This window comes from Lentzea sp. NPDC036949, assembly GCF_055608075.1.
The window spans coordinates 327781-353802 of record NZ_JBVJRA010000007.1; the positions used below are offsets into that span (position 1 = coordinate 327781).

The 26022-nt window shown below is 65.4% G+C and carries 23 protein-coding genes and 1 pseudogene; 11 read left to right on the plus strand and 13 right to left on the minus strand.

Going from position 1 to position 26022, the window contains the following annotated elements:
• Positions 1–82: 82 nt before the first annotated feature.
• The 7 genes from ACZ7CD_RS21855 to ACZ7CD_RS21885 form a co-directional block, all read right to left on the minus strand.
• Positions 83–2332: a zinc metalloprotease gene (locus ACZ7CD_RS21855; protein ID WP_470379581.1), complete on the minus strand. Its 2250-nt coding sequence runs from the start codon at positions 2330–2332 to the stop codon at positions 83–85.
• Between the two features lie 8 nt (positions 2333–2340).
• Positions 2341–2982 (minus strand): peptidoglycan-binding protein, encoded by a 642-nt coding sequence (locus ACZ7CD_RS21860; RefSeq protein ID WP_470370982.1) that lies wholly within the window; start codon positions 2980–2982, stop codon positions 2341–2343.
• A gap of 246 nt (positions 2983–3228) precedes the next feature.
• Entirely contained in the window at positions 3229–3387 is a 159-nt protein-coding gene (locus ACZ7CD_RS21865) for a hypothetical protein (protein ID WP_470379582.1), read from the minus strand.
• Positions 3388–3939: 552 nt separating this feature from the next.
• The gene (locus tag ACZ7CD_RS21870) at positions 3940–7140 is read right to left on the minus strand and encodes a DEAD/DEAH box helicase (RefSeq protein WP_470379583.1); all 3201 of its coding nucleotides are present in this window, start codon (positions 7138–7140) and stop codon (positions 3940–3942) included.
• A gap of 260 nt (positions 7141–7400) precedes the next feature.
• A complete protein-coding gene (locus tag ACZ7CD_RS21875; RefSeq protein WP_470379584.1) occupies positions 7401–7781 on the minus strand; it encodes a hypothetical protein in 381 nt (126 codons plus the stop codon).
• Positions 7782–7917: 136 nt separating this feature from the next.
• Entirely contained in the window at positions 7918–8211 is a 294-nt protein-coding gene (locus ACZ7CD_RS21880; RefSeq protein WP_470379585.1) for a transposase, read from the minus strand.
• On the minus strand, positions 8112–9014 hold the full coding sequence (locus ACZ7CD_RS21885; RefSeq protein ID WP_470379586.1) for an IS630 family transposase: 903 nt from the start codon (positions 9012–9014) through the stop codon (positions 8112–8114). Before ACZ7CD_RS21885 ends, ACZ7CD_RS21880 begins: the two co-directional genes overlap by 100 nt.
• A gap of 416 nt (positions 9015–9430) precedes the next feature.
• Between ACZ7CD_RS21885 and ACZ7CD_RS21890 the strand changes: the two genes are divergently transcribed.
• The 3 genes from ACZ7CD_RS21890 to ACZ7CD_RS21900 all read left to right on the plus strand — a co-directional run bounded on the left by ACZ7CD_RS21890 (position 9431) and on the right by ACZ7CD_RS21900 (position 12330).
• A complete protein-coding gene (locus ACZ7CD_RS21890; RefSeq protein WP_470379587.1) occupies positions 9431–10666 on the plus strand; it encodes a GAF domain-containing protein in 1236 nt (411 codons plus the stop codon).
• A gap of 841 nt (positions 10667–11507) precedes the next feature.
• Complete coding sequence (locus ACZ7CD_RS21895) at positions 11508–12101, plus strand: site-specific integrase (protein ID WP_470379588.1); 594 nt, start codon at positions 11508–11510, stop codon at positions 12099–12101.
• Positions 12052–12330 (plus strand): tyrosine-type recombinase/integrase, encoded by a 279-nt coding sequence (locus tag ACZ7CD_RS21900; RefSeq protein ID WP_470379589.1) that lies wholly within the window; start codon positions 12052–12054, stop codon positions 12328–12330. Before ACZ7CD_RS21895 ends, ACZ7CD_RS21900 begins: the two co-directional genes overlap by 50 nt.
• Before the next feature lie 429 nt (positions 12331–12759).
• Here the strand turns inward: ACZ7CD_RS21900 and ACZ7CD_RS21905 are convergent, their stop codons facing one another.
• Together ACZ7CD_RS21905 and ACZ7CD_RS21910 are read right to left on the minus strand one after the other, a co-directional pair.
• Entirely contained in the window at positions 12760–13839 is a 1080-nt protein-coding gene (locus ACZ7CD_RS21905) for an ImmA/IrrE family metallo-endopeptidase (RefSeq protein WP_470374600.1), read from the minus strand.
• Positions 13836–14168, minus strand: a complete 333-nt coding sequence (locus tag ACZ7CD_RS21910; RefSeq protein ID WP_470374599.1) for a hypothetical protein — start codon at positions 14166–14168, stop codon at positions 13836–13838. Before ACZ7CD_RS21910 ends, ACZ7CD_RS21905 begins: the two co-directional genes overlap by 4 nt.
• A 101-nt stretch (positions 14169–14269) precedes the next feature.
• Between ACZ7CD_RS21910 and ACZ7CD_RS21915 the strand changes: the two genes are divergently transcribed.
• The 4 genes from ACZ7CD_RS21915 to ACZ7CD_RS21930 all read left to right on the plus strand — a co-directional run bounded on the left by ACZ7CD_RS21915 (position 14270) and on the right by ACZ7CD_RS21930 (position 17092).
• Positions 14270–14746, plus strand: a complete 477-nt coding sequence (locus tag ACZ7CD_RS21915; RefSeq protein ID WP_470374598.1) for a hypothetical protein — start codon at positions 14270–14272, stop codon at positions 14744–14746.
• Positions 14743–15207, plus strand: a complete 465-nt coding sequence (locus ACZ7CD_RS21920) for a DUF7665 family protein (protein ID WP_470374597.1) — start codon at positions 14743–14745, stop codon at positions 15205–15207. The genes ACZ7CD_RS21915 and ACZ7CD_RS21920 overlap by 4 nt, the downstream gene beginning before the upstream one ends.
• A gap of 161 nt (positions 15208–15368) precedes the next feature.
• On the plus strand, positions 15369–15707 hold the full coding sequence (locus ACZ7CD_RS21925; protein WP_470379590.1) for a hypothetical protein: 339 nt from the start codon (positions 15369–15371) through the stop codon (positions 15705–15707).
• On the plus strand, positions 15704–17092 hold the full coding sequence (locus tag ACZ7CD_RS21930; RefSeq protein WP_470374595.1) for a hypothetical protein: 1389 nt from the start codon (positions 15704–15706) through the stop codon (positions 17090–17092). The genes ACZ7CD_RS21925 and ACZ7CD_RS21930 overlap by 4 nt, the downstream gene beginning before the upstream one ends.
• A 344-nt stretch (positions 17093–17436) precedes the next feature.
• Here the strand turns inward: ACZ7CD_RS21930 and ACZ7CD_RS21935 are convergent, their stop codons facing one another.
• Positions 17437–18087 carry a hypothetical protein gene (locus ACZ7CD_RS21935; RefSeq protein WP_470379591.1) on the minus strand — a complete coding sequence of 217 codons (651 nt, stop codon included), beginning with the start codon at positions 18085–18087 and terminating at the stop codon, positions 17437–17439.
• Positions 18088–18521: 434 nt separating this feature from the next.
• Here ACZ7CD_RS21935 and ACZ7CD_RS21940 point away from each other — a divergent pair.
• Positions 18522–18719 (plus strand): annotated as a pseudogene (locus ACZ7CD_RS21940) (short-chain dehydrogenase); the annotation flags it as partial.
• Positions 18720–18833: 114 nt separating this feature from the next.
• Positions 18834–19235, plus strand: coding sequence for an MmcQ/YjbR family DNA-binding protein (locus tag ACZ7CD_RS21945; RefSeq protein ID WP_470374593.1), 402 nt, complete (start codon positions 18834–18836; stop codon positions 19233–19235).
• Between the two features lie 4 nt (positions 19236–19239).
• Here the strand turns inward: ACZ7CD_RS21945 and ACZ7CD_RS21950 are convergent, their stop codons facing one another.
• Together ACZ7CD_RS21950 and ACZ7CD_RS21955 are read right to left on the minus strand one after the other, a co-directional pair.
• Positions 19240–19404 carry a hypothetical protein gene (locus ACZ7CD_RS21950; RefSeq protein ID WP_470374592.1) on the minus strand — a complete coding sequence of 55 codons (165 nt, stop codon included), beginning with the start codon at positions 19402–19404 and terminating at the stop codon, positions 19240–19242.
• A gap of 392 nt (positions 19405–19796) precedes the next feature.
• A complete protein-coding gene (locus ACZ7CD_RS21955) occupies positions 19797–22709 on the minus strand; it encodes a tetratricopeptide repeat protein (protein WP_470374591.1) in 2913 nt (970 codons plus the stop codon).
• Between the two features lie 580 nt (positions 22710–23289).
• Between ACZ7CD_RS21955 and ACZ7CD_RS21960 the strand changes: the two genes are divergently transcribed.
• Both ACZ7CD_RS21960 and ACZ7CD_RS21965 read left to right on the plus strand, forming a co-directional pair.
• Complete coding sequence (locus ACZ7CD_RS21960; protein ID WP_470374590.1) at positions 23290–23649, plus strand: hypothetical protein; 360 nt, start codon at positions 23290–23292, stop codon at positions 23647–23649.
• 76 nt (positions 23650–23725) lie between these two features.
• Entirely contained in the window at positions 23726–23854 is a 129-nt protein-coding gene (locus ACZ7CD_RS21965; RefSeq protein ID WP_470374589.1) for a hypothetical protein, read from the plus strand.
• 16 nt (positions 23855–23870) lie between these two features.
• On the opposite strand, the gene ACZ7CD_RS21970 is transcribed toward ACZ7CD_RS21965, so the two are convergent.
• Entirely contained in the window at positions 23871–25988 is a 2118-nt protein-coding gene (locus ACZ7CD_RS21970; RefSeq protein ID WP_470374588.1) for a hypothetical protein, read from the minus strand.
• Positions 25989–26022 lie beyond the last annotated feature (34 nt).

Consider the following 26022-nt stretch of genomic DNA (forward strand, 5'->3'; position numbering starts at 1 on the left):
CTGTCAAACAATGCAGCGGATCGGAGAACCACTCGTGTGGATCTGCTCTGATTCGCCCGCCGCTCGCCGAGCGCGACTGGAATCAGGCCGAGGGGACTGCGCTGGGAGGTGACGTGATCGTGGTCGTCGGCTCCGCGGACGACGGTGGCGTGGTCGTCACCGTGGTGCTCGGTGGCGCGGTCGTCGTGGGCACGTCGGACGAGGTGGCCGGACGGGAACTTTCCGCCGACGTGGTGTTGAGCGGTGGGGTGGTGGTCGGCGCGGTGCTGGGCAGGGGAACGCCTTCCTGCCGGAGCACGTCGAGGATGCGGGACTTGGCGCCCTCCAAGGCCTGCTGGATCTGTTGCGCGGTCAGGCTCGGCACGTCCGCGGCCAGTCGGGACAGCTCGGCCCACACCGCTTCGAGCCGGGCTTTCGCCTGGGGGCTCAGGTCTTCGGGAAGGCTGACGACCAGTTGCGAGGCCAGCGCGTACGTCACGCACTCGACACACGAGTGGTTGACGGCGACGGCGATGTTCTGCGGCACCACCACGTTCGCCTGGCCCACCACGAGGACCACCTGGAAAGCGACCGCCACCGTCGTGCAGCCCCGGCACGAGGCCAGCGCGTACGCCTCGTTCCTGTTGTCCACCACACCATCGGTCGCCCACACCAGGGCGAAGGACACCTTGTAGCGGACCGCGCCGTCGGTCGTGTTGACGACCAGGACCTGGTTGTCGCCCGGCCCTGGAGGTTTCGGCCGGTCGAACGGGAAGACCCACGTCGGGGCACCCGGCGAGACCGGTTCCAGGACCATCGCCAGGACCGGCTTGTCCCTGCTGGGCAATGGTTTGCCAGCAGGCCACACAGTCTGGGTGGACACCGGTCGCGCCGGTTGGACGGGAGCCGGGCCCGACGCGGCGACGGGCACGACGTCGGTCACGGTGCCGCGCTCGTCGGACCGGATCGGCCGGTACCGGTCGGGTTGCGGCCACCACGCCCACGCCAGGCCCGCGACCACAGCGATCCCGCACAGCACCACGAGCGCGCGCCGGCCAGGCCTGCCCTCAGTGGAGCGCCAGTTACGGGTGACCAGACGACCCGCGAGCCGGGCCAGCAGCAGACAGACGCCGAGCACGGGCAGCACGATGGCGACCACCCCGAGCACCCGCACCAGCACCAGCGCGAGGTCTCCCTCGCCCAGCGCCGCGTGCGCCGACCGCCACTGCTCACCGGCGCTGTGCCACGCCGTCCCCACCACTCGCGGGAACGCCAGCACCAGCAGGGCCGTGCTCGTCAGCAGGATCGGCACGACGACGAGCACCCACGTCGTCACGACCGCGCGCGCCCACGGCTTGAGGACCTTCGACTCCGGCCTGCCCCAGCGGTGTGGCAACAGGCCCAGCAGCGTGGGCTTGATGTGGTGGAACAGGTCGGGGACACCGGTCAGGTCGGCGAGCACGTGGTATCCGTCGTAGCGCACCATGGGCGCGAGTTGGCGCACCATCTGGAGGATCTGCGTGGCGATCACCAGCAGCAGCGCATCCCAGCCGGTCAGCCACCAGACGCCGTGGACGGCGACCGCGACGAGCGCGTTGAAGTACAGCCCACCCAGGTCGGTGCGCAGCCGACCGGCCCGGCCGAGCCGGTAGCTGTCGGTGACGTCGGTGTAGAAGGCGGGCCACAGCAGGTAAAGGCCGAAGCCCATCGCGCCGGGTGTCGCGCCGCCGTACCGCGCGGCGGCGGCGTGCCCGAACTCGTGGAAGCCCGCCGAGAGCACTGTCACCCCGAACACGAGCAGCAGCAAGGCGGGTTGGTAGAACGCCTGGTGCGTGGCACCGGCCAGGCCCTTGACGAACAGCACCCAGAACGACACCGCCGCGAACGCCACCAGCACCGCGGCCACCACCAGCGGGTGGAACAGCCGTGCGAACGGCGCGGTGACCCGCCGGGTGACGCGGGGCTCGCTGATCACCCGGCGCAGGCGCAGGCCGAGCAGCGGTTCGGCCTTGCGGTGCACGGGTTGGGAACCGTCGGGAAGCTCGAGCACCCCCAGCGGGCGCAGCCTGGTCTCCAGCAGGGTGCGCACGTCTTCCGCGGTGACCGAGCGGCCGATGGCCGGCCCGACGACGGCGGCGATCCCGGCGTGGTCAGCACGCCCGTCCACGGCTTCGAGGACCCGGTACAGCAGCGGGGTGAGCTGGAGGACCTGGCCGTCGGCGCGGCGGACCAGGGCCGGTGGGCGGCGGTAGCCGGAGCCGCGCATCTCGCCGATCAGTTCGACGTCGCGCGCCCGGCGCGGCGGGGCCGTGGTGAGCACGTCCCCGCCGGCCGGGTGTGGTGAGGCGTTCATCAGGTCGCTCACTGGTCGATGTCGGACCTCTGCGCGGCATTCGCCTCGGCGGTGCCGTCGATGGTCTGCTGGATGATCGCCTGCTGCTGCGCGACGGCGGTCGCCTCCGAGCCCACGGAGCCGAGGTTGGCGGACACGGCGGCGTCGATCGGGGCGGCCACGTTGGCGTTGAGGGCCACCGCGCCGTTGATCGGGGCGGCCAGGTCGAGGTCGGCGGCGAGGTCGACGTCCACGTTGAGCAGACCGCCGTCCAGCGCGCCGGCCAGATCCGTGGGCGTCGGGACCTGCGCCCCGCCGGCCGGCGGCTGCGGGGCGGGGGCCGGGGACGTGCCCTGGCCAATGGCGCTGTCCTGGTCGGAGTTGGCCACCGCCTCGCCGGTGATGCCCTGCTGGATCGCGACGCCCTGGTCGGCCATGGCCTGCGCGGTGGACCCGTCGGACAGCACGTTCGCGCCCACGGCGGCGTCAATCGGTGCCGCGATGTTGGCGTTGCCCGCGACGGCCAAGCCGATCGGCGCCGCGAGGTCGAGGGCGAGGTCCAGGTCGACGTTCAGGTCGAGCAGCGAGTACACCTCCTTGTCCGGCAACGCCGTGCCACACTCGGCGGCCAGCTCGTCCATCGACAGCGGGGGCAGCTTCGCCTCGCTCATCCGTCACTCCAGTCCGTCGGCGCGCCGACCGGATCTCGGTCGGCTGGTGGTCCAGACCTTTGCCGCTCCCTGTGGTCTTGAAACGGCCGGGGCCTGTTATGGGGGCGAAACCGTCCTGGTGGTGGCTGTTCGCTGCGCCGAATGACCGACGGTGAAAATGAAATCCTTTCAGAACAACGAATTCCGGGACCGTGGTGGCTCGAAAGTTCGCTTCGCGACTCAGGGTTCGAGATCGAGGCGATCGGCCTATTGGAGTGGCCCAAGAACTCCTGGCTCAGTGGTCACCGCCACGGCGGCGAACATCGAGGTGACGCCGCGTTGGAATTCGGACATCAACAGAACTGGTTGGGTGATGTCGTAGCGAATGCCGCCTGTGAGCGAGATGGTCAGCGCGTCCGTGTCCATGCAAGATCCTGGTGGTCATCCGGTCGCCCGTGTGCCAAATGATCCGCGCCCGAGGCGATCAGCGGTAGTCCAAGATCATTCTGTTAAGAGTGCTTGGGCTGGAGGAGGACCTCTGCCCACTTTGCCCTCGCACAACGCAAAGGGCCTGCCGATGGTCATCATCGGCAGGCCCTTTGACCAGGTGAAACACGCTGTGGGCGATGCTGGGATCGAGCCAGTGACCTCTTCGGTGTGAACTGTGGCGCCAATACCGCGCTAGCCTGCGGAAACAAGACTCCTGCAGGTCGGCGCGGGTCCGTTAGGTCCATTGAGGACCGCTCCAGTACGTTAAACGGACGGAGTTACTCTCAATCTGCTTCCACCCCTTGCTCCCAGGACTCATCGGCTCTGTCGCGCCTGGGCCTGGCATGCACGCTCGACAGCAGCCACGGACCGTGCGCGAACTGGCGATACAGTTCTACGCCGCCGTACAGCCGCAGTGATCAGCTGAGTCGGCAAGTCGCACAAGACGTTGCCCCAGCTGCGTTTCTCTTGAGAACACTGACGCGCTGATCACTCGCGGCAGGGAAGACCGTACGCGAGCACGTCGAAGTGCCGTTGCTTCGACCACTCCGTCCGATCACCGATGACGTAGAGCCTGCGCTTCGCACGGCTGACCGCGACGTTGACGAGGTTGGGTTTGCTCGCCGCCCACTTCTTCGCGCCCGGCCTGCGCGGATCTCCGCCCAGGACCAGGATGACGATGTCCGCTTCCTTGCCCTGAGCTGTGTGGACGGTTCCAGCGACCAGTCCTGGATACTGCCGCCGGTGTTTGCCGATCTCCCTTGCGACGTCTCGAAACGGTCCGATCACCATCACCTCGGACATGTCGAACCCGGACTTGGCGAGGTAGGCGAGCATGTCACCGAGCTTCTTGCCCTCGGTCGGCTTCCAATGGCCGCTGCTTTCCTCGCTTGAGATGTGCAACCACTTGCTCTCCGGCAGCGGCTGGTCACCCGACGGAAGCATGAGGTCCTTGCTGCGATGGCCGCCCTTGATCATCATTCCGTCGTATGCGATCTGGTTGACGATGCCGAACATCGGCTCGTCGCACCGCCTGTGCACACGCAGCGGAGACCCGACCCAGATCGGCCCGTCGTCGGTGGGCAGATGGGTGCCGAGCGGCGTCAGCTGATCCGCCAACTGCTGCGCGGATGTCCGTGCGGGCAACCACTTCTCGTCAACGCCGTGGTCGCCCCGGATCGCCTGCTGAACGCGGAAGGGCAGTGAGACGATCGGCTCGAGCTGAAGTGGATCGCCGACGACGACCACCCTCTTGCTGCGCCAGATCGCACCGACAGCGTCTTGCGGGGTGGCCTGTCCCGCCTCGTCGATGAAGAGCCACCCCAACGACTCAGGACCCAACCGGGGAAACACCCGGCTGACCGACGCGAACGTCGTGGACACCACCGGAACCAGGAAGAAGAGGGTCTGCCAGGCCGCTCGGATCGTTGCCTCCGGCAGGTCCCTGGGTGCGGCGCCCTGTACGACGTCCATGGCGGCCTGCAGGCTTTGCCGCATCTCGTGCGCGGCATTCTGGAGGAACGCCTTGTGCAGCCGTAAAGCCGCGAAGAACAGGCGGGTTCGCGCGTCGTTCCACGTGCTGTCGGTCCAAGGTGCCTTCAATTCACGTCGTTCATCGTCGGTCCACCATGTGTCACCCGGAAAGAAGTCACCAAGGGACGTTTCGGCGGCGCGCAGCGAAGCCTCCAGTCGCCCCACTTCCTGGTCAGCCTCTCGCACAACCCGACCGTGATGGTCAAGCTCATGCTGTGCCGCAATGGTGTCGCGCTCGAGTTGCTGGAGCCGGTGCCCCCACTGGGCGTTCATCGCAAATGCCTCCGCGAACTGCGCGGCAAGGCCGTCGTCGACTTGTTGCCAGTTACGCATGGGTCGTCCCCAACCGAACAGCGACTGCACCAGGTTCGGTCGATGGCTGAGGTGCTGTTGCCGCGCACTACTTCGCTTGTGCTGTTCCGCTTGCCACGCTGAGATGTTCTGCCGAGCCTCGCTGAGCGCGGCGTTCACCTGCTCCAGTTGCCGGCCGGCCCGCTCGAACGCACCCCTACCAGTTTGACCACGGTCACGCGCTTCTTTCAGGCGCAGGAAGGTTCCGTCGACTGCACCACGATCGGCCTGGATCTGTTGGGCAGCCGCCAACGCACTGCGGAAGTCACGGACCGCATCCGTCCACGACTGGTCGGGACCTTCCGCGATCACGGCTTTGAGCAGGTCGTTCATGCCCGGGATCGGCGGCGGCTCGGCGACATCCTTTTGCTGCTTCTTCTTCGGCTTGGGCTTGATCCCGTACCAGAACGCGGTCGCGAACTTGCCGCGGTTGGTCTTGTTGCCAAGCCGCGCGGCGACCATGCCCCAAGCTTGCTTCCAGGTCTTCCGGTCGGCGTCGAGCTGGTCGACGTTGAGCAGAGCGGTTGCGATCTCCGGGAAGTAGTCGACCTCGTCACGCCACGCGTCGTCGATCGCGCCGACAGCGGGAATCTCGTTGGTCACGTTCTCGACCGCGCCGTTGTTCTTCGAAGCGACCACGATCTCGAACCCGGTGAGGTCCTCTCGCCACAGGTGCACGGTGCGCGTGTAGTCGCCCACCTTCCACTGACGCTTACCTCGGAACGCGGCCGCCGGCCTCGACAGTTCGGCGAGCCGACACGCACGTTCGACCACAATCGCCGCGATCAGATCCCGCAGCATGGTGGTCTTGCCGGTCCCAGGCGGCCCATTCACGCCGAAGATGCCCGCCGACGCGCTGAGCCTGCTCAGCACGTTGTTGACGGCCAGCTGCTGGCTCAGCGCGAGTGGATGTTCGACGTTGCTGGGCCAACGCCCGAGCGGCACGGCGTCCGGCCGGACAACGTCCAACACCTGGCCCAACTCCTCCCGCACGTCGATCCTCGCCGCTGTGTCGATCTCCCTGTCTCCGCTGAGGTACTGTCGAAGAGCCGTGCCACAGCTGCCCGCTCGGACATCGGCCGACACTTGGCGAAGATCCGCGGCGATGAAGCTGTTCAGGAAATCCTGGTCGTCCTCCCGGTATGCGTTCGTGTGACTCACGAGCTCGCACTTGATCCGGATCTCGGAACAGTCGAAGTCGCCCGGCAGGCCGAGCTTCGCGCACAATGTCTTCTGGTAACCCGTCAGATCTGCGGCAGCGAGCGGCCTGCCTACGGAGATTCCCTGTTCGGCGAGCGCGCGCACACGCGGATCATCCTTGGCGGCAGCCACGAGCTTCCGAAACAGCTCGTCGGCCTCGGCCTCGTCCTCGTCGAACCCGTCAAGCCAGTCACGGCGCCGAGGTCCAGGATCGACCGCCCGACCTGTCGCCCAGGCACAGGTCGACAAGATGTTGCTGTCGAACAGCGGCCGCCCTTCGACGTCGAGGACGAACGCCGTCAACGCGCTGTGCCCTGCGGGTCGTTCGTCATAGCTGTCCTGGTCCGGCGGGAACACGCGCTCCAGCACGGTGTTCATGTCCTCGAGTGAGAAGACCCCGCAGTAAACCCGGTACCGCCAGGTGAGGTGCTCCTCGAGCTGGACCTTCTGCAGCCGGTGGGTGGGCTCCCAGGGCAGTGGTTGTCCTGGTGCCACCTGGTAGACCCGGTGTTCCTCTCTCACCGCAGGAACATCGGGAGGGCTGAACATCTCGATCGTGTGCCAGTAGTTGATGATCTCGGCTCGACTGACGTCGGCTCCACTCACGCTTTGCTCCCTATGCGCCTCTGGCTCAGTTCGCGTCGTAGCTCATTCGCAAGTACTGCTCGGCTTCGGTCAGGTCCGCCGGAATCGCGGTACCGAACGCGCTCGATGTTGTGATTGTTCTGGCGCACGGCGTGTTCGTCGTAACGAGTGAAGTCGTCGGCAACACTCGATTGTTCGCCGCAGATGGCGCTCCAGGGCGACCGAGCCACTGGCCAGTTCGTCCGCGCGACCAGCGGTTATCCGGAACAGCCTGAGGTCGCTCATCCACCACCCACCCTAAATGCCTTATTCAGACCCAAACGAAAGTACATTAGCACCGCAGATGATCGCCGGCGGGTGCGTCCGGTCCGGTTCGGGTAGGTCCACTTCTTCGCGACCAGGCGTCGGTGCCATCGCAGGATCGTGCCTGGTGTCGCCAACCGGTGTCCGCGCAACTGCTGAGGCAGGCGCCGCACAAGCGCGGCGAGCACCGCGCGGTCGGTCCAGCGCAGTCGCGATCGGGGGTTGGACCGGAGCAGCACCGCGAGCTCGTGCCGCACCACCTCGTCGATCCGAGCCTTCAGCCCGTTCCTGTCGAGCACACCCGCGTCGATGTACACCGCACCCTCGAGAACGGCAGCACTTCGACGCGCGAACGTCATCTCAGCACTCCTGACGCCAGCAACGCCAGCCTCGCCCCAAAACTCGCCAGGCGCGAGATCGGAACGGGCAGGACGGTCGCCAGCGCGGATCTCCTTTGAGTAGAAGGAGATCCGTCATCATCGAGCTAGTGGTGCGTCACGCAACGTTGACCGGGTAATCGGTCCAGGTGCGGATGGGTAAGTCGGTGGCGAAGCCGGTCTTGGGCTTGGCGCGGGCGTTGCGCCAGCGGATGTAGGCCGCGATGGCGGTGTTCTGCTCGGTGTGGCTGCGGTGATCGGTGCCGCCCAGGGCGAAGTAGCGCAACGCGGCGAACTCGGCCTCGATCCAGTTCAGCCAGGACCCGTAGGTCGGCAGGAACACCAGCTCGACCTGGTTGCCGGCGGCCCAGGTGCGGACGTCGGGGTGGCGGTGCGGGGAGAAGTTGTCCATGACAGGTACAACTTCTCGCCCGGCCAGCGGGCGCGCAGGGCTTTGAGCAGGCCGAGGAATTCGCTGTGGCGTTTGCGGGGCCGGATCCGGTAGAGGATCTTGCCGGTGGTCAGATCGAGCGCGGCGAGCATGTGCATGACGCCGCCGTAGCGGTTGTAGGTCGCCCGTAATCGGAACGGCCTGGTCTGTGGCCGCCAGGCCTTTCCCTTGCGAGGCATCAGGTTCAGTGGGCCGAACTCGTCCACGCAGATCACCCGCCCGTCCTCGGGCGGATGGTCGTAGAGATCCAGGATCCGATGCATTTTGGCCAGGAAGTCCGGGTCGGTCGAGGCCTTCCAGGTGGTCGTGGTCTGCCAGGAGACCCCGCCGGCGCGCAGGATCCGCCGCAGGGTTTCGCGGCTGATCGCCGCGACCGTGCCGCGGTCGAGCAGGTGATCGCGCAGCTTGGCCAGCGACCAAGTGGTGAACGCGGTAATGCCCCAGTCGGCGGGGGACGTCCTGGCGATCAGGCAGATCCGCTCACGGATCTGTTCACCGATCATCTTCGGGCGTCCCCCGCTCCATTTTGGGTCCAGCGCGTCGAACCCCCGCTCGTTGAACGCGTGGATCACGTCCCGCACATAGCTGTCGCTGACCTGCATCAATGACGTGATGTCGCGGACCGTCTGGCCTTGGCCGGACATCAGCACCACGATCGCCCGGCGCAGCTTCACCGGGTTCCGCGCGGTCCTGCTGATCCGCGCAAGCTTCCGGCCGTCCTCCATCGACAACGGCCGGACGAACACTTCCGGACGACGAGCCACAACCACCTCCCGCACTCGACATGCGGGACCAGCCTGCCGGTCCACCCAGACGATCGATTACCGGGTCGACGTTGCGTGACGCGCCACTAGCTCGCCTCGGCTACCGGTCCGATGACGGACCTTCGTACCAGCGGCTCTCCACGAGCTGTGTATCGGTCCAGTTGAGGTGTGATACGACTCCAGCGTGCGGTGCTTGCGTCGTCAGATGGCAACTTGCCCTTGGTGGCAGAGGCCCTGAACAGAGTGGCAAGACCTGGCAGGTAGCACTCCAGGTCATCCCTAGTATCAGGCGGCGAGAACCAAGTCGCCTGTGGCCTTGCTTGTAACGAGGGTGACCTCGATGCGACTGTTCGTACGTGCAGCCATGGGTGTGGGTCAGCGCAGCGGTCGCGGCGGCAACCGCTGTCATAAGTGTGATGTGGTGGGCGGTCAACCGCGTGGCGGAGGCGAAGGTCGCCCAGGCGGAGGCGAAGGCTGCGCAAGCGTCAGCCGAGGCGATGAAAGCTGTAGCCGAAGCCTCAGCTGCCGCTGCGAAGGCTGAGAGCGCCGCGGAGCGCCGCATGCTTATGGACCTGCGTGATCGGTTGCCCGGAACTACTGCCGCCCTCTCGAATGGCCAGACGCTACAACAGGAGGTCGAGTCAAGCCTCGGCCATCTCATGCGCAGGCTTGGTGCCACCGAGAGTTCAGTGCTGGTCCGCGACCCGGATCCTGATTCCGAGTATCTATTCTTCCTGGCATTGCACGGTCCGGCGGCGGGTCAGTTGCGAAAGATCTTGGTCGGCCGGGATTCGATCGCGGGAAAGGTACTTCGCGGCGGCGAGCCTCTGCGCGTGGCAAACCCATACGACAATCCGGATTTTTCGGCGCGGGTGGACAAGCGGGCCAATCACGTTACCAGAGAGATGCTGACAATTCCGCTCGTCGTCGACCAGATTCCTGTTGGAGTCGCCCAGTTCCTCAACCGAGCTGATGGCCGAAACTTTAGTGAGCAGGATGAAGTCATGGCCGTGGCGGAGAGCGGGCGTATCGCGCTCAAGGTAGCGGAGTTTGTTCGGGCTGAAGAGAATTACGTCCAGGTTGGTCTCTACTCGCCACCTAGTCCGTCGCCCGCGGCGATCATGTTCTGTGACCTCAGTGCGTCGTCTTCATTGTTCGACGTGCTGCATGAGTCCGGAGCAATCACGTGCATTAATGATTATCTCAGTCAAGTGGCCGACATCGTCTTGAATGAAGGAGGGGTCATAGATCAGTATCTGGGCGACGGTGCGATGTTCCTATTTACTCAGGATGCTAGTTCTGATCCGACAGTCGTGGCTCGGAGAGCAGCTGAGGCGGCGGTAGCCTCTGTCGAGGCCTTCCAAGTGATTAAGCAGTCATGGCTAGCGTCTCGGTTAGAAGTGGGTCCAGTATTCAGCCGAATAGGACTTGCATACGGCAGCTACAGGGAAACGCTGATCGGTCCCGCTCGTCACCGCAAGCGAGTAGTGCTCGGATCCGGAGTGCATCGCGCCGCAGACCTGTGTGAAACCTCATCCCGCAAGAGCAACGTCATCCTAATCGACGAGCGCATGGCTAGATTGCTCGATCACAACTGGAAAGTTCGCTCGGAACAGAGGAGTGGGGTGTTTGAACTCAGCGGAAGAGTATGACCTATTGTAACCGGTAATAGCTCTACCTAGTCCATAGTGCCCTAGGTGAACTAGAACTGCGGGGGTCAGATCAAATATGCATTTGCAAGCGGCTCCGTCGGCATGTATCCACAGTCGCTATAAGTCAGGTGATCTCAGTTTGATCCATACCGACAAGATCATGCTGCTGGCTCCGGTAAGGTGCACGCTGGCTTGCACACGCTGACCAAAACGATTAAGTCGTGCTTTGAGGTGTCCGGTTTCGCTTTGCGCGCTCTCCGCAGCGGGTCGTCCAGGCCGGCGCCGCAGGCATGAACGTTGCTTCGGGGAATGACTCGCGCTCCGGCAGATAACTGAATAAGGCGGTCAGATGCTTCCAGGGGCACTGGCTGAAGACCCTTCTGGTAGGCGACGACCAGTCTGTTGGTCTCTTGCATCCGCATCAGTCGATCGGAATCTTACTCCGAACGTGCCATGAACGGTGCGTTGTTCAGTTTGGTGGAGTCAGTTATGTTATCGCGCTATCGGCTCGCATCTCTTTGCTGAATTCTCTTAGTGTGGCGCTGGGTAGAAGTCCAATTTTCATTTCCGCTGGAGTTTCGCTACGAAACGATTCTGGTACCTCATTGCGCGGTTGCGCAGAAGCAAAGCGGGTATGTCTAGCATCGTATGCACGAGATTCAGCAACTGAGGTATGTAAAGTTCGCAGCATCCGTCTTCAAGCCGTGTCTCGCACCGCTCACGCACAAGACTTACGAGACGTTCGTACGCGTGCATATCGTGCCTGGGCTGGGGAGGAGCCGCTCAACTTCACCGTGCGCGACGCTCAGCTCTGGATGAACAAGCTCGCCCGGACCTGCCAGTGCTGCGCGCAAGGCAAGGACGCTCGGCGCGCAGAGGCAAGCGGCGCTGCTGCTCACTGGGCAAGTGTTGTCAAGAGCTGCTGTCGCTGCGCTCCCTGAACGACATCAGGGGATGCCTGCGGTCGGCGCTCACCCACGCGATGGCCGAAGATCTGCTGAAGAAGAACGTAATGACGCTCTTCAAGGTCAAGCGAGCTGGCGAGCGCTGGCGCAAGCTCAAGCGCAACCGCTGGTCCACCGAGCAAGTGAAGATGTTCCTGGTCTCGGCCGGCAGGACGATGACCCGTTCTACGCCGCGTACGGTGCTCGTGATTGCGACGGCCATGCGCAAGGGCGAGGTGCTGGGGCTTCCCGAGAACGCTGTTGATGAGGTCGAGCAGGTTCTCGACATCGCCTACCAGCTCCAACGGGTGGGTGGAAAGCTCCTGCACCGCAAGACCAAGACGGCAGCCTCGGACGAGACGTTGCCCATGCCTCTGATCGCCGCTGCGGCGGAAGCAACGCGAGGCGATCGAGTCGAGGCGGACGTCGCCTGGCAGGAATGTGGCCTGCTGTTCACCATCCGGCACGCCGATCGAGCCGCGCAACTTTAACCGGTCATGGGACCGTCGGTGTGAGAAGGCGGGCCTTCCGAACATCACGGTGCACGACGGCCGGCGGAGCTGTGCATCGCTGCTCGCGGAGCTGAACGTGCATCCTCGGGTGATCATGCGCATCCCGCGGCACGCGAACATGAAAGTCACGATGGAGATCTACACCGAGATCTACGACGAGTCGACGCGGAAGGCACTACAGCAGCTGAGTGAAAGACTCGGTATCTGACCCGCAGCTGTACTTTGCTGCTGTACGACAAAGTCAGCGGCCCGGAACCTGAACGGTTCCGGGCCGCTGACCTGCAATGGGCGATACTGGGATCGAACCAGTGACCTCTTCGGTGTGAACGGATCCTGTCGAGTGTCAGGTCGTTGCACTCGTCTCAGTATAGTGGCTGCGAGCTGCATGAATGAGCTCAGCATGTCTCACTGTTGCTCCGCTGCCTCACCGGGAGTTGCCCGTCTCAGCTACCGGATTTACTACCAGCCCTAGGTTTCACGAGATCGCCAGCGGCGGGCGTATTGGTTCAATGCGCGGTCTAGTCTCAGTGTCGTGCTGAGGCTAGACCGCGCAAGTACATCTCGGCCTGGGGTGCTCCCGTGGTCTGCTGACGCCGAGGTGTCCGCAGCTAGTTGGAGATCCGCCTGGATTTCAGGCTCAGCTTTCGCTAATGCACATGGACTTTCTGAGCTTGCTCACTTTTGCCCAGTTCCATCCGCTGATATTGTCGCGTGCCAGCCTTCCGGCGATGATGCCTGCTGAGACACCGATCTCGTCAGCAAGTAGCTGTATTTCGACATGGGTGCGCGTTTCCATGAGACGATCCAGCCACTTGGGTGGAATGAGTAGGTCTCGGGCGAAATCGTTCGCTTCATCTTCGATGAAGCTGTCTTCGCTGCCGTCGTGGATATAGCTGGCCTTCTTCGAGTGCAGAAGTAGGTGGCCTATCTCGTGGAAAAAGGAGAACCAGAAAATGTCTTCCTTCTTCTGGCGGTCTGTGAGCTGGATCAATGCTTTTCTGGGGGTGAGCCAGCGTGATGCTCCGTGAACGCGGCTTCCGGATACCTCGGGTTCGAGGACAACTGCGATCCCGGCCGTCGCGCACAGCTGCACTAGCTGATGAATGAAGTCCTTTGATCGAGTTAGCTTGCGGAGCGTGGGTAGCAACTTCCGCACGGCGGATGCGTCGAAAGCTTGGCAGTCGATTTCCTGCGCCTTGATTTCACCGATACGCAGCCAGGTGGCGGTTGCCTCCGCGTTCACGGCGTGCGCCCCGGATCGGCGGAAGGAGGCGATGGGCTGGCTCCACACCTTGTTCCAGGCCTTGATGTCGGCGACGGCGAAGAAGCGCAGGGTCTCACCGAGGGTGCGTCCGTTCGGGGTCGCGTCGCTGATGTAGCCGCGTTCCTGCAAGGTGGTCAGGGGTAGGAGCGAGAGCCATTCGGCCTCGTTCGGCCCGACCGTGCTCAACTTCTCGCGGAGAAGGTGATCGCGGTAGTGCGACTCGAGGCCGTTCCACGTGCTCGCCGGCACGCCGGTGATGCGTTCGAGCGCCACCGCGGTCTCGTAGGTGAGCGGCGCATGCCCCTTCATCATGTGCGAGACGTGTTTCTCCGACATGCCCAACCGGTCTGCCAGGTCGGTCTGCGCCATGCCCAGTTCGGACAGCTTGCTCCGCAGCGTGTCGCCGGGAGGGAACGCATAGTCGGGTGCGAACGTCACCGGTTGGTCGGTCATCGCTGTACGTCCTCCGTCACGTGCGCGGTCACGGCGGTCAACTCGGCGACCGATGCTCGGCGCGCGGGAACGACGTCCGAGTCGGGCCAGGCGAGATCAACACGAAGGCGAACGATAACGCCTTCGCTGAAAGTGATCTCGTAGTCGCTCTGAGTCATAGCTCGGACGTGGGCTCCCGGCAGGTGTGTCAGCGCCGCGACGTCGGCACTGGCCTGAATCTCGCACAAGCGGCGCGCGACCGCCGTCCAGCCCTGGCCCCACCTGACCTCCATGGCTGCCCGTGAGCAGCACAAACGTGCCAAGTCCGAATCGGGGATGCGCAGCTCCACGAGATCGGCTAACCTCTCAGGTAAAGAGATTATCCTTGACCTGCTGGGTCAAGGATACCGGCAGTCGAGTGAACTCGTCTGCCAGTTGAAAGGAGTCAAGCATGCGGCTCTTCGTACACCGCGAGGAACACGCCAACCCCGAGACGATCGAGCTGGACGGGGCGTCCACTGTCGGAGACCTCATCGGACGGGCGGACCTGGGGAATGGCGATGCGGAAGCCACCGCCTGGCTGGAGGACGTCGACGAGTCGCTGGACCGCAGCGCCACGCTGGACGCAGCAGGCCTGACCGACGGCGCCCGCGTGCACGTGGCCCGGCGCAAGAAGATCGAGGTCAGCGTTCGCTACGCAGGCGAGACGAAGACCAGGGGCTTCGGGCCGAACGTCCACGTGCAGCGGGTGTTCAGGTGGGCGGTGGGCGAGTCCGGGTTCGACCTGCCGGCCACCGAGCGGGCCAAGCACACGCTGGCGGTGTGCGGTGCGGAGACCGAGGCTGACCGGTACGCCCACGTCGGTTCGCTGGCGTCGGACGGGCGATTGTGCTTCGACCTGGCTCCGAAGGCCCGGTACCAGGGATGACTCCTGACGAACGGGCCGTGCTGGCTCACCTGGACTCCGCCCGATTCCAAGCGGCGGTCGCGGCGGGGCGCTGGCGGGTCGTCGACTTCGGCTGGCCCGTCCTCGTCGTCGCGGTCGCGGCGGCTCCTCGGCCGGGTGGGCCGGACGAGATCGCTCTGCGCATGGACCTGACCGGCTACCCCCAGCAGGCGCCGACGGCAGAGCCGTGGGACCTGAGTACGGGAGGCCAGCTCGCGGCAGGTCGACGTCCCAGGGGCGAAGGTGTCGGGATGGTGTTCCGGATGGACTGGGAGGCCGGCCGGGCGCTGTACGCACCCTTCGACAGGGTCGCGCTGGCGGGGCACGCCGACTGGCCGAACCGGTACCCAGGCGACATGTGGACTCCAGACCGCGACCTCACGTTCTTCCTGGGAAAGGTCCACACGATGCTCAACGACGACGACTACCTGGGGGCAGCGTGATCCGCGAGCGGCTCTTCGGGAGGAGTGCACGTCTCCGGATCAGCCGCCGCACGTGGCGGCGGCTGATCCGGGGGCTGGGGGAGCGCGCGGGCGGTCGTCGTGAGGCTGGCGCGTTCCTCCTCGGCGACCGCGACTCAGCGCCGAGGACGGTCCGGCGTGTCGTGTTCTACGACGACCTGGACCCGAACTCCTTGACCGGTGCCATCACCTTCGGGTTCGAGGGCTTCCCGAGGTTGTGGGAACTCTGCGACCGCGAGCGGTTGCGCGTGATCGGTGACGTGCACACCCACTTCAACGGCGACGTCTGGCAGAGCCACACCGACGCCGCCAACCCGATGATCGCCAGGAGGGAACACGTGGCACTGATCGTTCCCGACCTCGCCTCCCACCCCGTCCACGCGAAGGAGGTCGGCGTGCACCGGTACCTGGGCGACGACGGGTGGTCGAGCAGCACGGGCAAGGACGCCAAAGCCGCCCTGTACATCGGATGGTGGGCGTGACCATCCCGACGTCGGACACACTGCACCGGACCCTGAAGCTGGAACTGGACGAGGGACGCGCCCGGAACGTCGAGGAGGCTTGGCGACTCGTGGAGCGCTACCGCCTTCAGATCGCCGTCGGTCCCGCGATCACCGGCTCCCGGACGCTCCAGGCGGCCCTGCTCACCGCCGTGGCGACAGGCGTACGAGCCTTTCCGGGCGGAGTTCACGTCGTCACGGATGCCGACCCTGTGCTGTCGGCGGGCTGGGCCAACGGGCTCGGCCTCACCGACGCGGTACGCCGCTTCGGCGGTCGTGTGGTGACCGCTCTCGACACGTCGGTGCCCGTGTTGCGCATCGGCACACCGCCGGACATGGCTCCGCGTCACGAGATCGACGTGACCCTCACCTGGGAGGGATGGGCGGCCGGACTGGTGCCCACCGGTGGCCCACGGCTGGCCGAGTCGCGGGAGTTCCCGCTCTCCGGCGTGGCCGCCGCATCCCTGGCGGTGTGCGAGCTCTTCCAGCACGCCAGGGGCGACAGCAGGGCGGGGCGCCGCGCGCTGGGCATCTCGTTGTGGGAACCGGGCGTGCCGTGGCAGAACCCGGAGGCCGTCGGCGAGACGTGCGAGATCCTGCCGACGAGGCTGTGGCTGATCGGCCTCGGGCACCTCGGCCAGGCGTACGGGTGGAGCCTCGGCATGCTCCCGTACGCGAACCCGGCGGAGGTCGTGTTGTTCTTGCAGGACACCGACTCCGTGGTCGAAGCGAACATCAGCACCGGGCTGCTCAGCGAGCCCGCCGACATCGGCACCTTGAAAACGAGGGTGGTCGGGGGCCGCTTGGAGGCTGCTGGCTTCACCACCCGGCTGATCGAGCGAGCCTTCGACGAGGACACGCGTCCCCAGGGCGCCGACCCGAGCTGGGCCCTCGGCGGGCTCGACAACCGCGCGGCGCGTCAGTGGGCCGCGTCCGCGGGGTTCGGGCGCTACGTCGACGCGGGCATCGGCGACACCGCGGACACCTACTACGACGTGCTCGTCCAGTCGTTCCCGTCCGGGCAGACGACCGACCAGGCGTTCCCTCCTCCGGCAGCTCCGCGAACTGTGGCGGCGCCTGCGTACGACGAGCTGGTGGCCGACGGCGTCCGTTCCGGCCAGACCGAAGCCGAGGCGCGATGCGGTGTCGTCGCGATCGCAGGCCGAGCGGTCGGCGCCTCGTTCGTCGGTACCGCGACTGCGGCCCTCGTGCTGGCGCAGCTCGTCCGAGAGCTGAACACCGGTGAGGCCTGCGCCGAGGTGATCAGCTTCAACCTCCGCGCACCCGAGTTCACGGAACGGGTCGCGAACACGCGAGCCGGCGGTGTGAACCCAGGCTTCACGAATGACCTGATGCCATCCGGTTGACTTGTGGAACTGAGGCTTGCGGTTCGGAACGGTCAGAGGCGGCTCGCCGGAGTCGTCCGGCGATACAGATTCGGCGAGATGTTCGGGAGGTGACTTCGGTGCCACGTGGCACCGCCCGATCCGGGGCGTGACCAAGTCCGGCGCGCCGGACTTGGTCACGAGGCCTGACGCGCGCAGACGAACCTTCAACGGGGCGTGTGACGCCGCATTGGTCGCTTGCGGCAAGCCGGACAAAGGTGTCCGGTGTGGTGCTCCCGCTGCGTGTGGGCATGGACCTGCGGTCGCCATGCGGGAAGCACCTCAGATCTGGGTGTGATCCGCCACGCCTCAACGCCAGTGGCGGGCTACTGATCCAGAGTTTCCGGGAATCCGGTAGGTCCAGGCAGGGTGGCTCGTGCCCAGCTCTCGCCCAGCAGCCCGTCGAGCTTCAGGGCGTAGAGGAAGAGCAGGTTCGCGTCTTCCTCGAGGTCCTTCAGGGATCCGATGAGCTGAGCGCCATCGTCTCGCCGGTAGAACCTGGATCTGAGCACTCCGCAGCCCGCATAGTTCCACCAGTACGCGTGAATGACGTTGTCACGCCGCTCCTTGATCCGGTTCTCCTCTGCCCAGTCGAGGATGCGCTTGAGTTCGTCACGACGCTTGTCAGCACCCGTGCACTCAGAGACCAGTCCTTTGTGGAGGTCGCTCCAGGTCTTGTCGACCAGAGAGAACTTGCTGTCGTCGCGTCGCAGCAGCAGGAGCAGCCGTTTCATCGAGGTCTCGACGTGCCCGCCTGCGACGGTGACCGCGCCGACCAGGTGGTACAGCTGCCGCCGGAACTCCTGATCCTCGGCGGTGGGGCCTCCGTACCTGGAGATCCGCAGCGTCGCCATGTTGATCTCGCTCATCGAGCCCGGCACCGTCATGTCAAAGGTGATCGGTGCCGAACCGTCGATGTCCATTGTGGTGCGGTAGTGGTGTCCGGGCAGACCCGGAGGCGGCGGAACGCTCGTCATGGTCTCGATGATCGCAGAGCACTCCGTTGAGCTCGGTTGTCGGCCGACCTCGATGAGTTCTTCGAGTCCGGCGTCCTCGACGACTTGGAGCCAACGACCGGCACGATCGGTTCGACCATGCCGCCCCAGCGAGTGGTGGCTTCCCGGATGGCGCATTGAGAGGCGCGCCGGTTACCGGCGCGGATTAGGCATGCGGGCCGTGCGGGTAATAGATCGACTCGCACAACCGTGGGCCGGAGTGTCCACCCGTAGTCATAAGGCGAAAAGCTCACCGCCTCGGGCGGTGAAGGACGCAGCGCCACGCTGACGTCAGCTGCTCGGGCCTTGCACCTGGGGTCGGAATCGTCCGTACAGGCGGCCCCTCAAGCGACGGGGAGGCGGAGACATAACTATGAACACGTCGAGCATCGGCAGCTGCCGCGTCAACCCCGGTCCTGCCCGCCTACGGCGCCACGAAGCGCGACGTCAACAGCCTCACCGAGAGCGCCGCCGCTACGTGGCGAAGGAGGGCATCAGGGGCAACGGCATCACCCCCCGGCGGCACCGCGATGGCGATGATCGGTCAGTGGGGGCCGCGACCCCCCGGCGTCATCGCGCACTACAACGCCTCAAGCCCGCTCGGCAGGATGGCCGAACCGCGCGAGGTGGGCGAGGTGGCGGCCTGGCTGCTCAGCGACAGGGCATCGATGGTGAAACGGGGCGATCATGCCCGTGGATGGGGGAGCGGGCGCGTAGCGTTGTGCGCCGTGAACGATCGTGCGGACGTGCCGGACCGGGTCCTGGACGAGGTGCGGGCCATCTGCGCCGCGCTGCCGGAGGCCACCGAGCAAGCGGCGTGGGTGGGCATCCGGTGGAGCATCCGCAACCGCAGCTTCGTGCACGTCTTCACGGCGCATCCCGGTGAGACCGGGGTATACAGCCGGGCCGCCGAACTCACCGAACCAACAGTGATCATGACGTTCCGCGCCCAGCCCGAGGAGTTCGACGCCCTGGCCGGAGCCGGGGAGCCGTTCTTCCGGGCGGCGTGGGGCAAGGACGTGGTCGGGCTGAAGGTGCTGCCGGACGTGGACTGGGACGAGGTGCGGGAGTTGCTGACTGAGAGCTACCGCGTGCTGGCGCCGGCGAAGCTCGTGAAGCTGCTCGGTTGAGCGGTCAGGGCTCGCGGGTGCTGGGGACGGCGGTCCACGTCCGCTCGTGGCGATTGGCGGTGATCTCGGCGAGTGCCTGGTTCACGGCGGCGGCGGCGGACGGTTGCTTGCGCGGGTGGTTCCTGGTCAGCAGGGCGGACATCGCGGAGGCGAGCGACTTGAACGCCACGTATTCGATGGATCTGTCGGACGTCTAGGGAATGGTCAGGCTGTAGGTCCGTTCGTCGTCGGCGAGCACTCGGCGGCTTGATCAACAAGTACGAACCCGCGGCCGCCTGACGCGCAGGTCAGACCGTCAAGCCTAGCTTTGACACCCCACAGGTTCGTGTTGCAGTAGACGGAAATTCCAATCCGCTGCGCAAAAAGTGTGAGGAGTACGCGAGTTGTGGGCACGCGAGTTGTTCCGCTGAGGCAAGTGTGGCCTATGTGAGCTAGCGGCACTCGCGCCACTCTTGGCCCGCAGTAGCGGCGCGGTCCTCAGCGCCGTCAGGCACCAGGGCGTCGGCGACGAGCACTTCGTACGTCTAGTGTTCTATGTGGAGCAATAGTCGTGGTGACGGGTCACTCCCCGGCGGTCTCGCTCTTCCAGGTCCGCAGCATCGCCCGCGCGAGAGCGGTGATCTCCGTCGACTTGTCGGACCCGTGCTTGCTGAGGCGTAGGACGAGGCGAAGTTCGAACATCGCTGCAGCCGAGTCGCCCAGCAGCTGATGGACGTGCGCGAGGTTCAGCCGGGCCATCAGCGCGTACTCGGAGCCTGGTCCGTGCACGTTCTCCAGGTGCGGTAGCAGATCAGTCAGCTCAGTCAGCGCCCTGGTCACGTCACCCTGCAGCACCAGGCAGGTCGCGGCCTTGGCCTGGGTGACCAGGGCGTCCGGGTGCCTGGCGCCGAACATCCGCTCTTGTGCGGCTGCGGCCGCACGCAGCTCGGCCTCTGCTTCGGGGTAGTGGCCCGCGGCGAACAGGGTGTCCGCGAGCTCGTGCCGGTCGTCCGCCTCGGAGCGTGGGGGTGCGCCTTGTGCCACCGCGATCGCACGTCGCTCGGCCACCGCGGCCGCGAGATCGCCCTCCGCCATGAGCACGTGGACCAGCAGGCTTCGTGCTATGAGCGCGTCGTGGTGGTTCTCGTCGATCTGGTGCCACGCGGACACGACGGCCCTGAGTTCGGCCGCCGCGGCCACGGCGTCGCCGTGCTCCAGCGCCAGACCTGCCAGTTCGGCCCTGGTGACCAGGGTGTTGGGGTGATCGGGTCCCTGGAGTTCGGTCTCGATCGCGAGCAGGTCTTCGAACAGGGCACGCGCCCGCTCGCGATGGCCTCGGCGCAGCGCCAGGCCCGCGAGTTCGTGCCGGGAGGTGAGCGCGATAGGCGACTGTGGTCCGGCGGTTCTGCTCACCGCTTCCAGCACCTCGGTGAACTCGCGTTCCGCGAAGTCGAGATCGCCGAGGTCGAACCGGGTGCGCGCCTGTTCGTGGCGAGCCGCCAGCGTGTGCTCGTGTTCGGATCCGAGCACCGTGGTCATCATCGGCACGATGCTCGCGAACTCTCGTCGTGCGCCTTCGAGATCTCCCCGTGCCCGAAGCAGACGGGCCAGTTCGTGCTTGTGTGCGAGAACACGGGGATGGTCTTCGCCCAGTGTTTCGACGGCTTCGTCGGTGATGCGTCGGAACTGCGACTCAGCCTCGCCGTAGTGCCCGCGGTCCAGCTTGAGCAGTGCGCGGTTGTGGCGCGTGATGAGCACGTCCTCATGTGTGTCCGGCAGCTGCTTCAGCAGGAAGTCGAGTGAGAGGTCGTAAAACTCCTCGGCGGCCGTCCAGAGTCCGGCGGTTCTGGTGTACTCCGCCGCGCAGTAGGCCAGGCGTGCCTGGACGAGGTCGCCGTCACCCGCGGTGTGCGCCGTGTCGTCCGAGGTGAACGTGCAGTGGGGCAGGAGCAGTTGCCAGGTCGCCCGGTTTGCGTGATCTCGTGGGTCGTGTTCGTCCGCAGTCCTGCACAGGAGCGAAAGGCGAAGGCTTCGGTAGATCCGGATGCTGGTTGTGACGTCCGGTTGGATTTTGCTGATCTGCGCCAGGAGCGGGTGCAGGCTGAGCGTGTCCGTTCGTGCGGATGGCATCGCCGAGTGCTGGTGGTCGAGGAGTCCGCACGAGAGCAGGCCGTCGACCGCGTCTTCGAGGCCGTCGGAGTCGAGTTCGCCGAAGAGTGAGGGAGCGATCCTCAGGACGCTCGGCTTGAGGACTGCGGTAGGAACAGGCGCTGACGCGAAGAACGACAGCAGACGGAACACCGGCCGGGCCGCGGTCACGCCCTGGGAGTCCAGCAGGTCCAGAGACTTCTCCCAGGTGCGGGCCAGCACCTCATCGCTCGGCACCCGGCGGCCGAGGGCCGAGATCGTGACGGCGAACTCCGCGTCGAGCGCGGCGGCGTAGCCGGCGAAAGTCCTGGCGTGCCGCGATTCCGGCAACGCCGGCCCGGCGCTCGTGCGCGCCAGGTAGCGGCCAACGAGCATGAGCGCCAGCGGAAGGCCACCGAGCCGGTCGGCCAGGACCTCGGCGTCGGACGCGCTGCCTGCCTCGGGGGCGAGGTCGGTGAGGACGGCGGCGCCGTCAGCCGAGGTGATTGGGAGGAGCTGGTGTAGGACAGCGTTCGGCGACCAGCGCGGCGGCCGGTGGTCGCGAGTGGTCACCAGCAGTGTGTTCCCGCCCGGCGGCTCGCGGATCCATCCTTCGAGCAGGGACGGATCGTCCGCGTTGTCGACCACCAGCAGCCATGGCGTAGGCCGGGAGCCCAGGGTATGCCAGAGGAAGTCCTGCGCGGACTCGCCACGGCTCCACACCTCGCGGGCCTCGGCGCGGTTCGCACCCGCCTGCACGGCAACCTCGAACAAACCCGCCACCAGAGTTGCGCGCGTGGAGCCGTCCACCCACCAGACGGTGCGATGGTCACGCACCTGTTCTGTGGTCGCGCGGGCCAGCGCGCTCTTGCCGCACCCGCCGGTTCCTCGCAGCACCACTGATCCGCCGGTCGTGCCCACCAGGCAGACCAACTCGGCCAGCAGGTCGTCCCGGCCGCGCAGGCGGTGCCCCACCAGGTTGGCTGGCACTGCGGCGGACAGGTCGCTCGCCTCGAACCGGCCTGGTCCGGTCGACGCCTGCCGTTCGAGGGCGCGCTCGACCCGCCGCTCGTGGTCCTGCTTGATGCGCAGGATCAGCTCTCGCGTGTAGTGAAGCGGTTGTTTGTCGATCTTCGTGTGGTCGTCTCCGCACAGGAGGATCAGGTTCTCGTAGTGGTCGACCACGTCCGGATCGCACTCGCCGTGCCGGGCACTGGTCGGTTCCTTCCCCGCGATGTGCGCCTGCTCGCCGAGGATCGCCTCGTGGTCGAGCGGTGTCCGCTCCGCGATCAGCGTTGTGCCGCACATCGCACACCGGCCGCCCGAACGCCCCCAAAGGAGCTTACGGTCAAGGTCGCGGGTGGCCACCCGTCCATCCTGCCGGAAAGCCGGCCACGCTACCGCCACTGTCACGGCTGGTTCACCTGGCAGATTCAGCCGAACCGCCGCTTGAGCCTGTCGTACTCGGCCTGGACACCGGCTGCACCGCGCCGTGCCGCGCGCGGTGCAGCTTGAAGCCTTTCGACGCGGTCCACGCGCCGGAGGCGAGGTCAGTTGCCTCGAAGGGCACGTAGCGGTGGGCGCCGTACTTGTCTATGAACATGTACCTACTTGTTCGCCGCGTTCGACTTGAACAACAGCGGGCCCTCACCGCGGCTGAGCGTGCTCCTGCCGACGCGCTCGGCCGACGCCGTAATTCGTGCTGAAGAGCGAGCCGGACTTCTCACCAAGGATGAACTTGCTGCACGGCGAGGAAGAGTTCTTGTTGCGTTCGTCTTGCTGTGGCGCAGGTCGATCGTCAGGTGCACGCGCAGGGCTTGCCAGCACTGTTGCGTTCAGGGCGTGGTGGCGAGCGTGCCGTGGCACGGAAACTACGGGTGGTGTGTTGGAAGCGATGGCGTGTGGTGTTTCGGTGATCGTCTTGTAGGTCGACGGACAGACCGCGGCCGTGGTCGGGATCGCCGCGCAGCTCGGGTGGACCGTGCCTGTCCTGACCAACGCCGTCAGCTACGACCCGGCGATCATGCGGTCTCCGGTCGCGGCAGCGTTCGCGAAGCAAGTGTTGATCGCAGCGTCTGTCGCACCGTGGAGTGCAGAGGTGGAAGGCGCTCGCGAACTCCGGCAAGCCTTCCAGCAACGCTTTCCTGATGAGGAAGGCACGATGAACACCGTCCACGGCTACACGGTGGCGATGGTCTACGTCGCGGTGATGGAGAGGGCCTGTGCCAAGAAGGACCTCAGTCGTGGGACGTTGCAGGTTAAGGAGAGGCTCTTCGAGTCCGAACTGGTGAGACTCAAGGGCTGGTAGCGGCTCGCGCGGAGGCGGTCGCGGTGCCGGAGACGCTCAGCCACGGCCTGTTTTCATCACCGGTACGTCGAGCGGCATGGGTCATGAGCTGATGTTCCAGTTCGTCCAGCGGGGCTGGAACGTCGCCGCGACCATGCGTGACGTCTCCGTGGCGGACCCGGCGTGGGCCGACTTGTCGCAGGTCGTCGTCTGTTCGAGCCTGTAGGATGGGCGTGGCAAGCCTATCTCATTTCTGAAGGTTTGGTTCGGCTTCCGGGTATTCCAACGGTGACGATGTGCCTGGCGATCGGGTCGCCAGGCACATCGAACACCGTGTGGCCTATGAGCGCGCTCAGGTGCGGCGGTGCCCCGGTGGGGTCGAACGCCTTGTGTCGTAGTGATACCAGGAATCCGATTCGTATGTCAGAGGCTTGATAGGTAACCGCCTGGTTGAGGTATGCCTTCTTGTCACTCAAGGGTTTTCTTAATGAATCCGCCTTCATTTCGATGTGGATGCCGAAGCCGCTGAATTTCAGTCGCAAGTCGATCCGTCCGCCGCCAACGTGTTGAACCTCGTACTCGGTAATCGCACCGTGACTACTTGATCTCAGGTAGTCAAGGAGATCTTGGTGGACGTGCTTCTCGACGGACGCGGGGTCGAACAAATAAGGGTACAGGTCAGACTGGCCGTTGAGTCTCGAGCTTGTGAACTGGATGATGAGCCGAAGAACATCATCCACTGCATCTCTCGGTTCGCCGATGTAGTCAGGGCTGGATTCCAGGCGAGATTGGATATTCGAGTAGACTTCTGCTTCGATCAGGTTCAAGCTATGCCTGCCGATGGTGGCATTACTGATTATTTTTGCCAGTTCAGCAAGCGCCGTGGGTGATAGGTCAACGAGTTCGATAGCCGCTGCGGATCCTGCTGGAACGAGTCGGCTTAGAGGCTGCGGCAGCGACGCGGTCGCCGTGCCGCTATCACCTTTTCCCGGGTCTGCACCGGCCATCGCTTGCGACTTGGCCGCGCGGAGAACGGCTTGGGCTACGGCCAGCTTCTCGGTTAACTCACGTCCGCGGTCGCCTACGGCCGACGCGGCTTCTTCCTGCAGTGCGTACGTGTGATCCTCTAGGTTACTCAAAAGACCCGCGGTCCTCGCGAAACCCGATTCGATGACCGGCTGGACCAGTCGGAGTAAGCCGTCCAGATCTTCCCGGTGGGACACAACCGCTGTAGATCGTGAACCTAAGTAGATCTGGAGCAGGTTGTCGACGACAACCTCCGCCTTGTAGAAGCTGTCTCGCTTGAACTGCTCTCGAAGTCTCCCCAGATCGTCAGCTAGGTGGTTCCACGCGAGCAGCGCTGCGCGCTTCGGATCTCCATACCAGTGGTTCAAGCCCATAGACGCAACGTTGATCCGGCGAACTCGCTCGGCCAGCTCGTCCAGCGCTCGGGGTTCTAGTTGAGGTGTCGACAGACCCTCCACCCTTGGCCGTGGCACGGCTTCATTGAGAAGTGAGCAGAGAACGTCGACCACCGTGAGGAGGACGCCGGCATCTTCGCGCTCGTAGGTGTCCCACGCGCGCTGCAAGTGTGATCCGGATGCTTCGAGTTTGCGGTGCATCGAGGGCAGGTCCGCGGCGCGGAGCGCGCTGACCAGTTCTATCCCCGCGAGCACCCATGAGGCATCAGAGGCTGTGTCTTCTGGATCGGCGCCTGCGCGGGTTCGACCGGTCGGCGCGTCGATGCCAGCGACGAGGCGCACAACAGATACGAGGTTCGCGGCATACGGCCAATGATCGACAGCGACTCCAACCGCTCGAACGACGGCGGTGCCGAGTGGTCTGGGCATCGGCGCGTCGAAGCGCTCAAGAAGCGCGAGCAGTGCGAACGGTGATCCGATCCCGCACAGTGCCAGCCGGGTACGGGCCTCGAGCGCACCCGCCGCTCGTAGTGCGGCGCGACTGTCCGGCTCCGCCAAACCGAGGAAGTCGTGGACAGCTGCTTCCAGTGCAGTAGCGAGGAGTGCTCCGACCTCGTTCAGTGCGGGCCCGCTGGTGATCAGCGCTTCCAGACTGTCGATGAGGATAGCCGGACTCGTTGTGGAGGTGACAGCGGAGGACACGCGGCGCATGGCTTCCGGATAGCTCTCGGTCCTACTGCCAGCATCGGCGGCCACTGCCGTGACCAACTGAACCAGTGGCGGGAGCACCGGACTGTCGGCCAGTTCCGCGGCGTCGCGGGCCAATCGTTCCCAACCACCAAGAGCCGCGAAGGCGTCCTCGACGGATGGCCGACCGCCGCCCGCCGAGAGGATTGCGGTCAGTTCTCCTTCCAAGGCGGTGGCGGTACCGCTGCTCATGACGCTCCTTTCGTCGGTAGCCTCCCACGCAGCC

Excerpts from the sequence above, each read along its gene's own strand:
- ACZ7CD_RS21855 (WP_470379581.1), bottom strand. The coding sequence starts at position 2,332 with ATGAACGCCTCACCACACCCGGCCGGCGGGGACGTGCTCACCACGGCC.
- ACZ7CD_RS21860 (WP_470370982.1), bottom strand. The coding sequence starts at position 2,982 with ATGAGCGAGGCGAAGCTGCCCCCGCTGTCGATGGACGAGCTGGCCGCC.
- ACZ7CD_RS21865 (WP_470379582.1), bottom strand. The coding sequence starts at position 3,387 with ATGGACACGGACGCGCTGACCATCTCGCTCACAGGCGGCATTCGCTAC.
- ACZ7CD_RS21875 (WP_470379584.1), bottom strand. The coding sequence starts at position 7,781 with ATGACGTTCGCGCGTCGAAGTGCTGCCGTTCTCGAGGGTGCGGTGTAC.
- ACZ7CD_RS21880 (WP_470379585.1), bottom strand. The coding sequence starts at position 8,211 with ATGGACAACTTCTCCCCGCACCGCCACCCCGACGTCCGCACCTGGGCC.
- ACZ7CD_RS21890 (WP_470379587.1), top strand. The coding sequence starts at position 9,431 with ATGTGGTGGGCGGTCAACCGCGTGGCGGAGGCGAAGGTCGCCCAGGCG.
- ACZ7CD_RS21905 (WP_470374600.1), bottom strand. The coding sequence starts at position 13,839 with ATGACCGACCAACCGGTGACGTTCGCACCCGACTATGCGTTCCCTCCC.
- ACZ7CD_RS21915 (WP_470374598.1), top strand. The coding sequence starts at position 14,270 with ATGCGGCTCTTCGTACACCGCGAGGAACACGCCAACCCCGAGACGATC.
- ACZ7CD_RS21920 (WP_470374597.1), top strand. The coding sequence starts at position 14,743 with ATGACTCCTGACGAACGGGCCGTGCTGGCTCACCTGGACTCCGCCCGA.
- ACZ7CD_RS21935 (WP_470379591.1), bottom strand. The coding sequence starts at position 18,087 with ATGACGAGCGTTCCGCCGCCTCCGGGTCTGCCCGGACACCACTACCGC.
- ACZ7CD_RS21965 (WP_470374589.1), top strand. The coding sequence starts at position 23,726 with ATGGGTCATGAGCTGATGTTCCAGTTCGTCCAGCGGGGCTGGAACGTC.
- ACZ7CD_RS21970 (WP_470374588.1), bottom strand. The coding sequence starts at position 25,988 with ATGAGCAGCGGTACCGCCACCGCCTTGGAAGGAGAACTGACCGCAATC.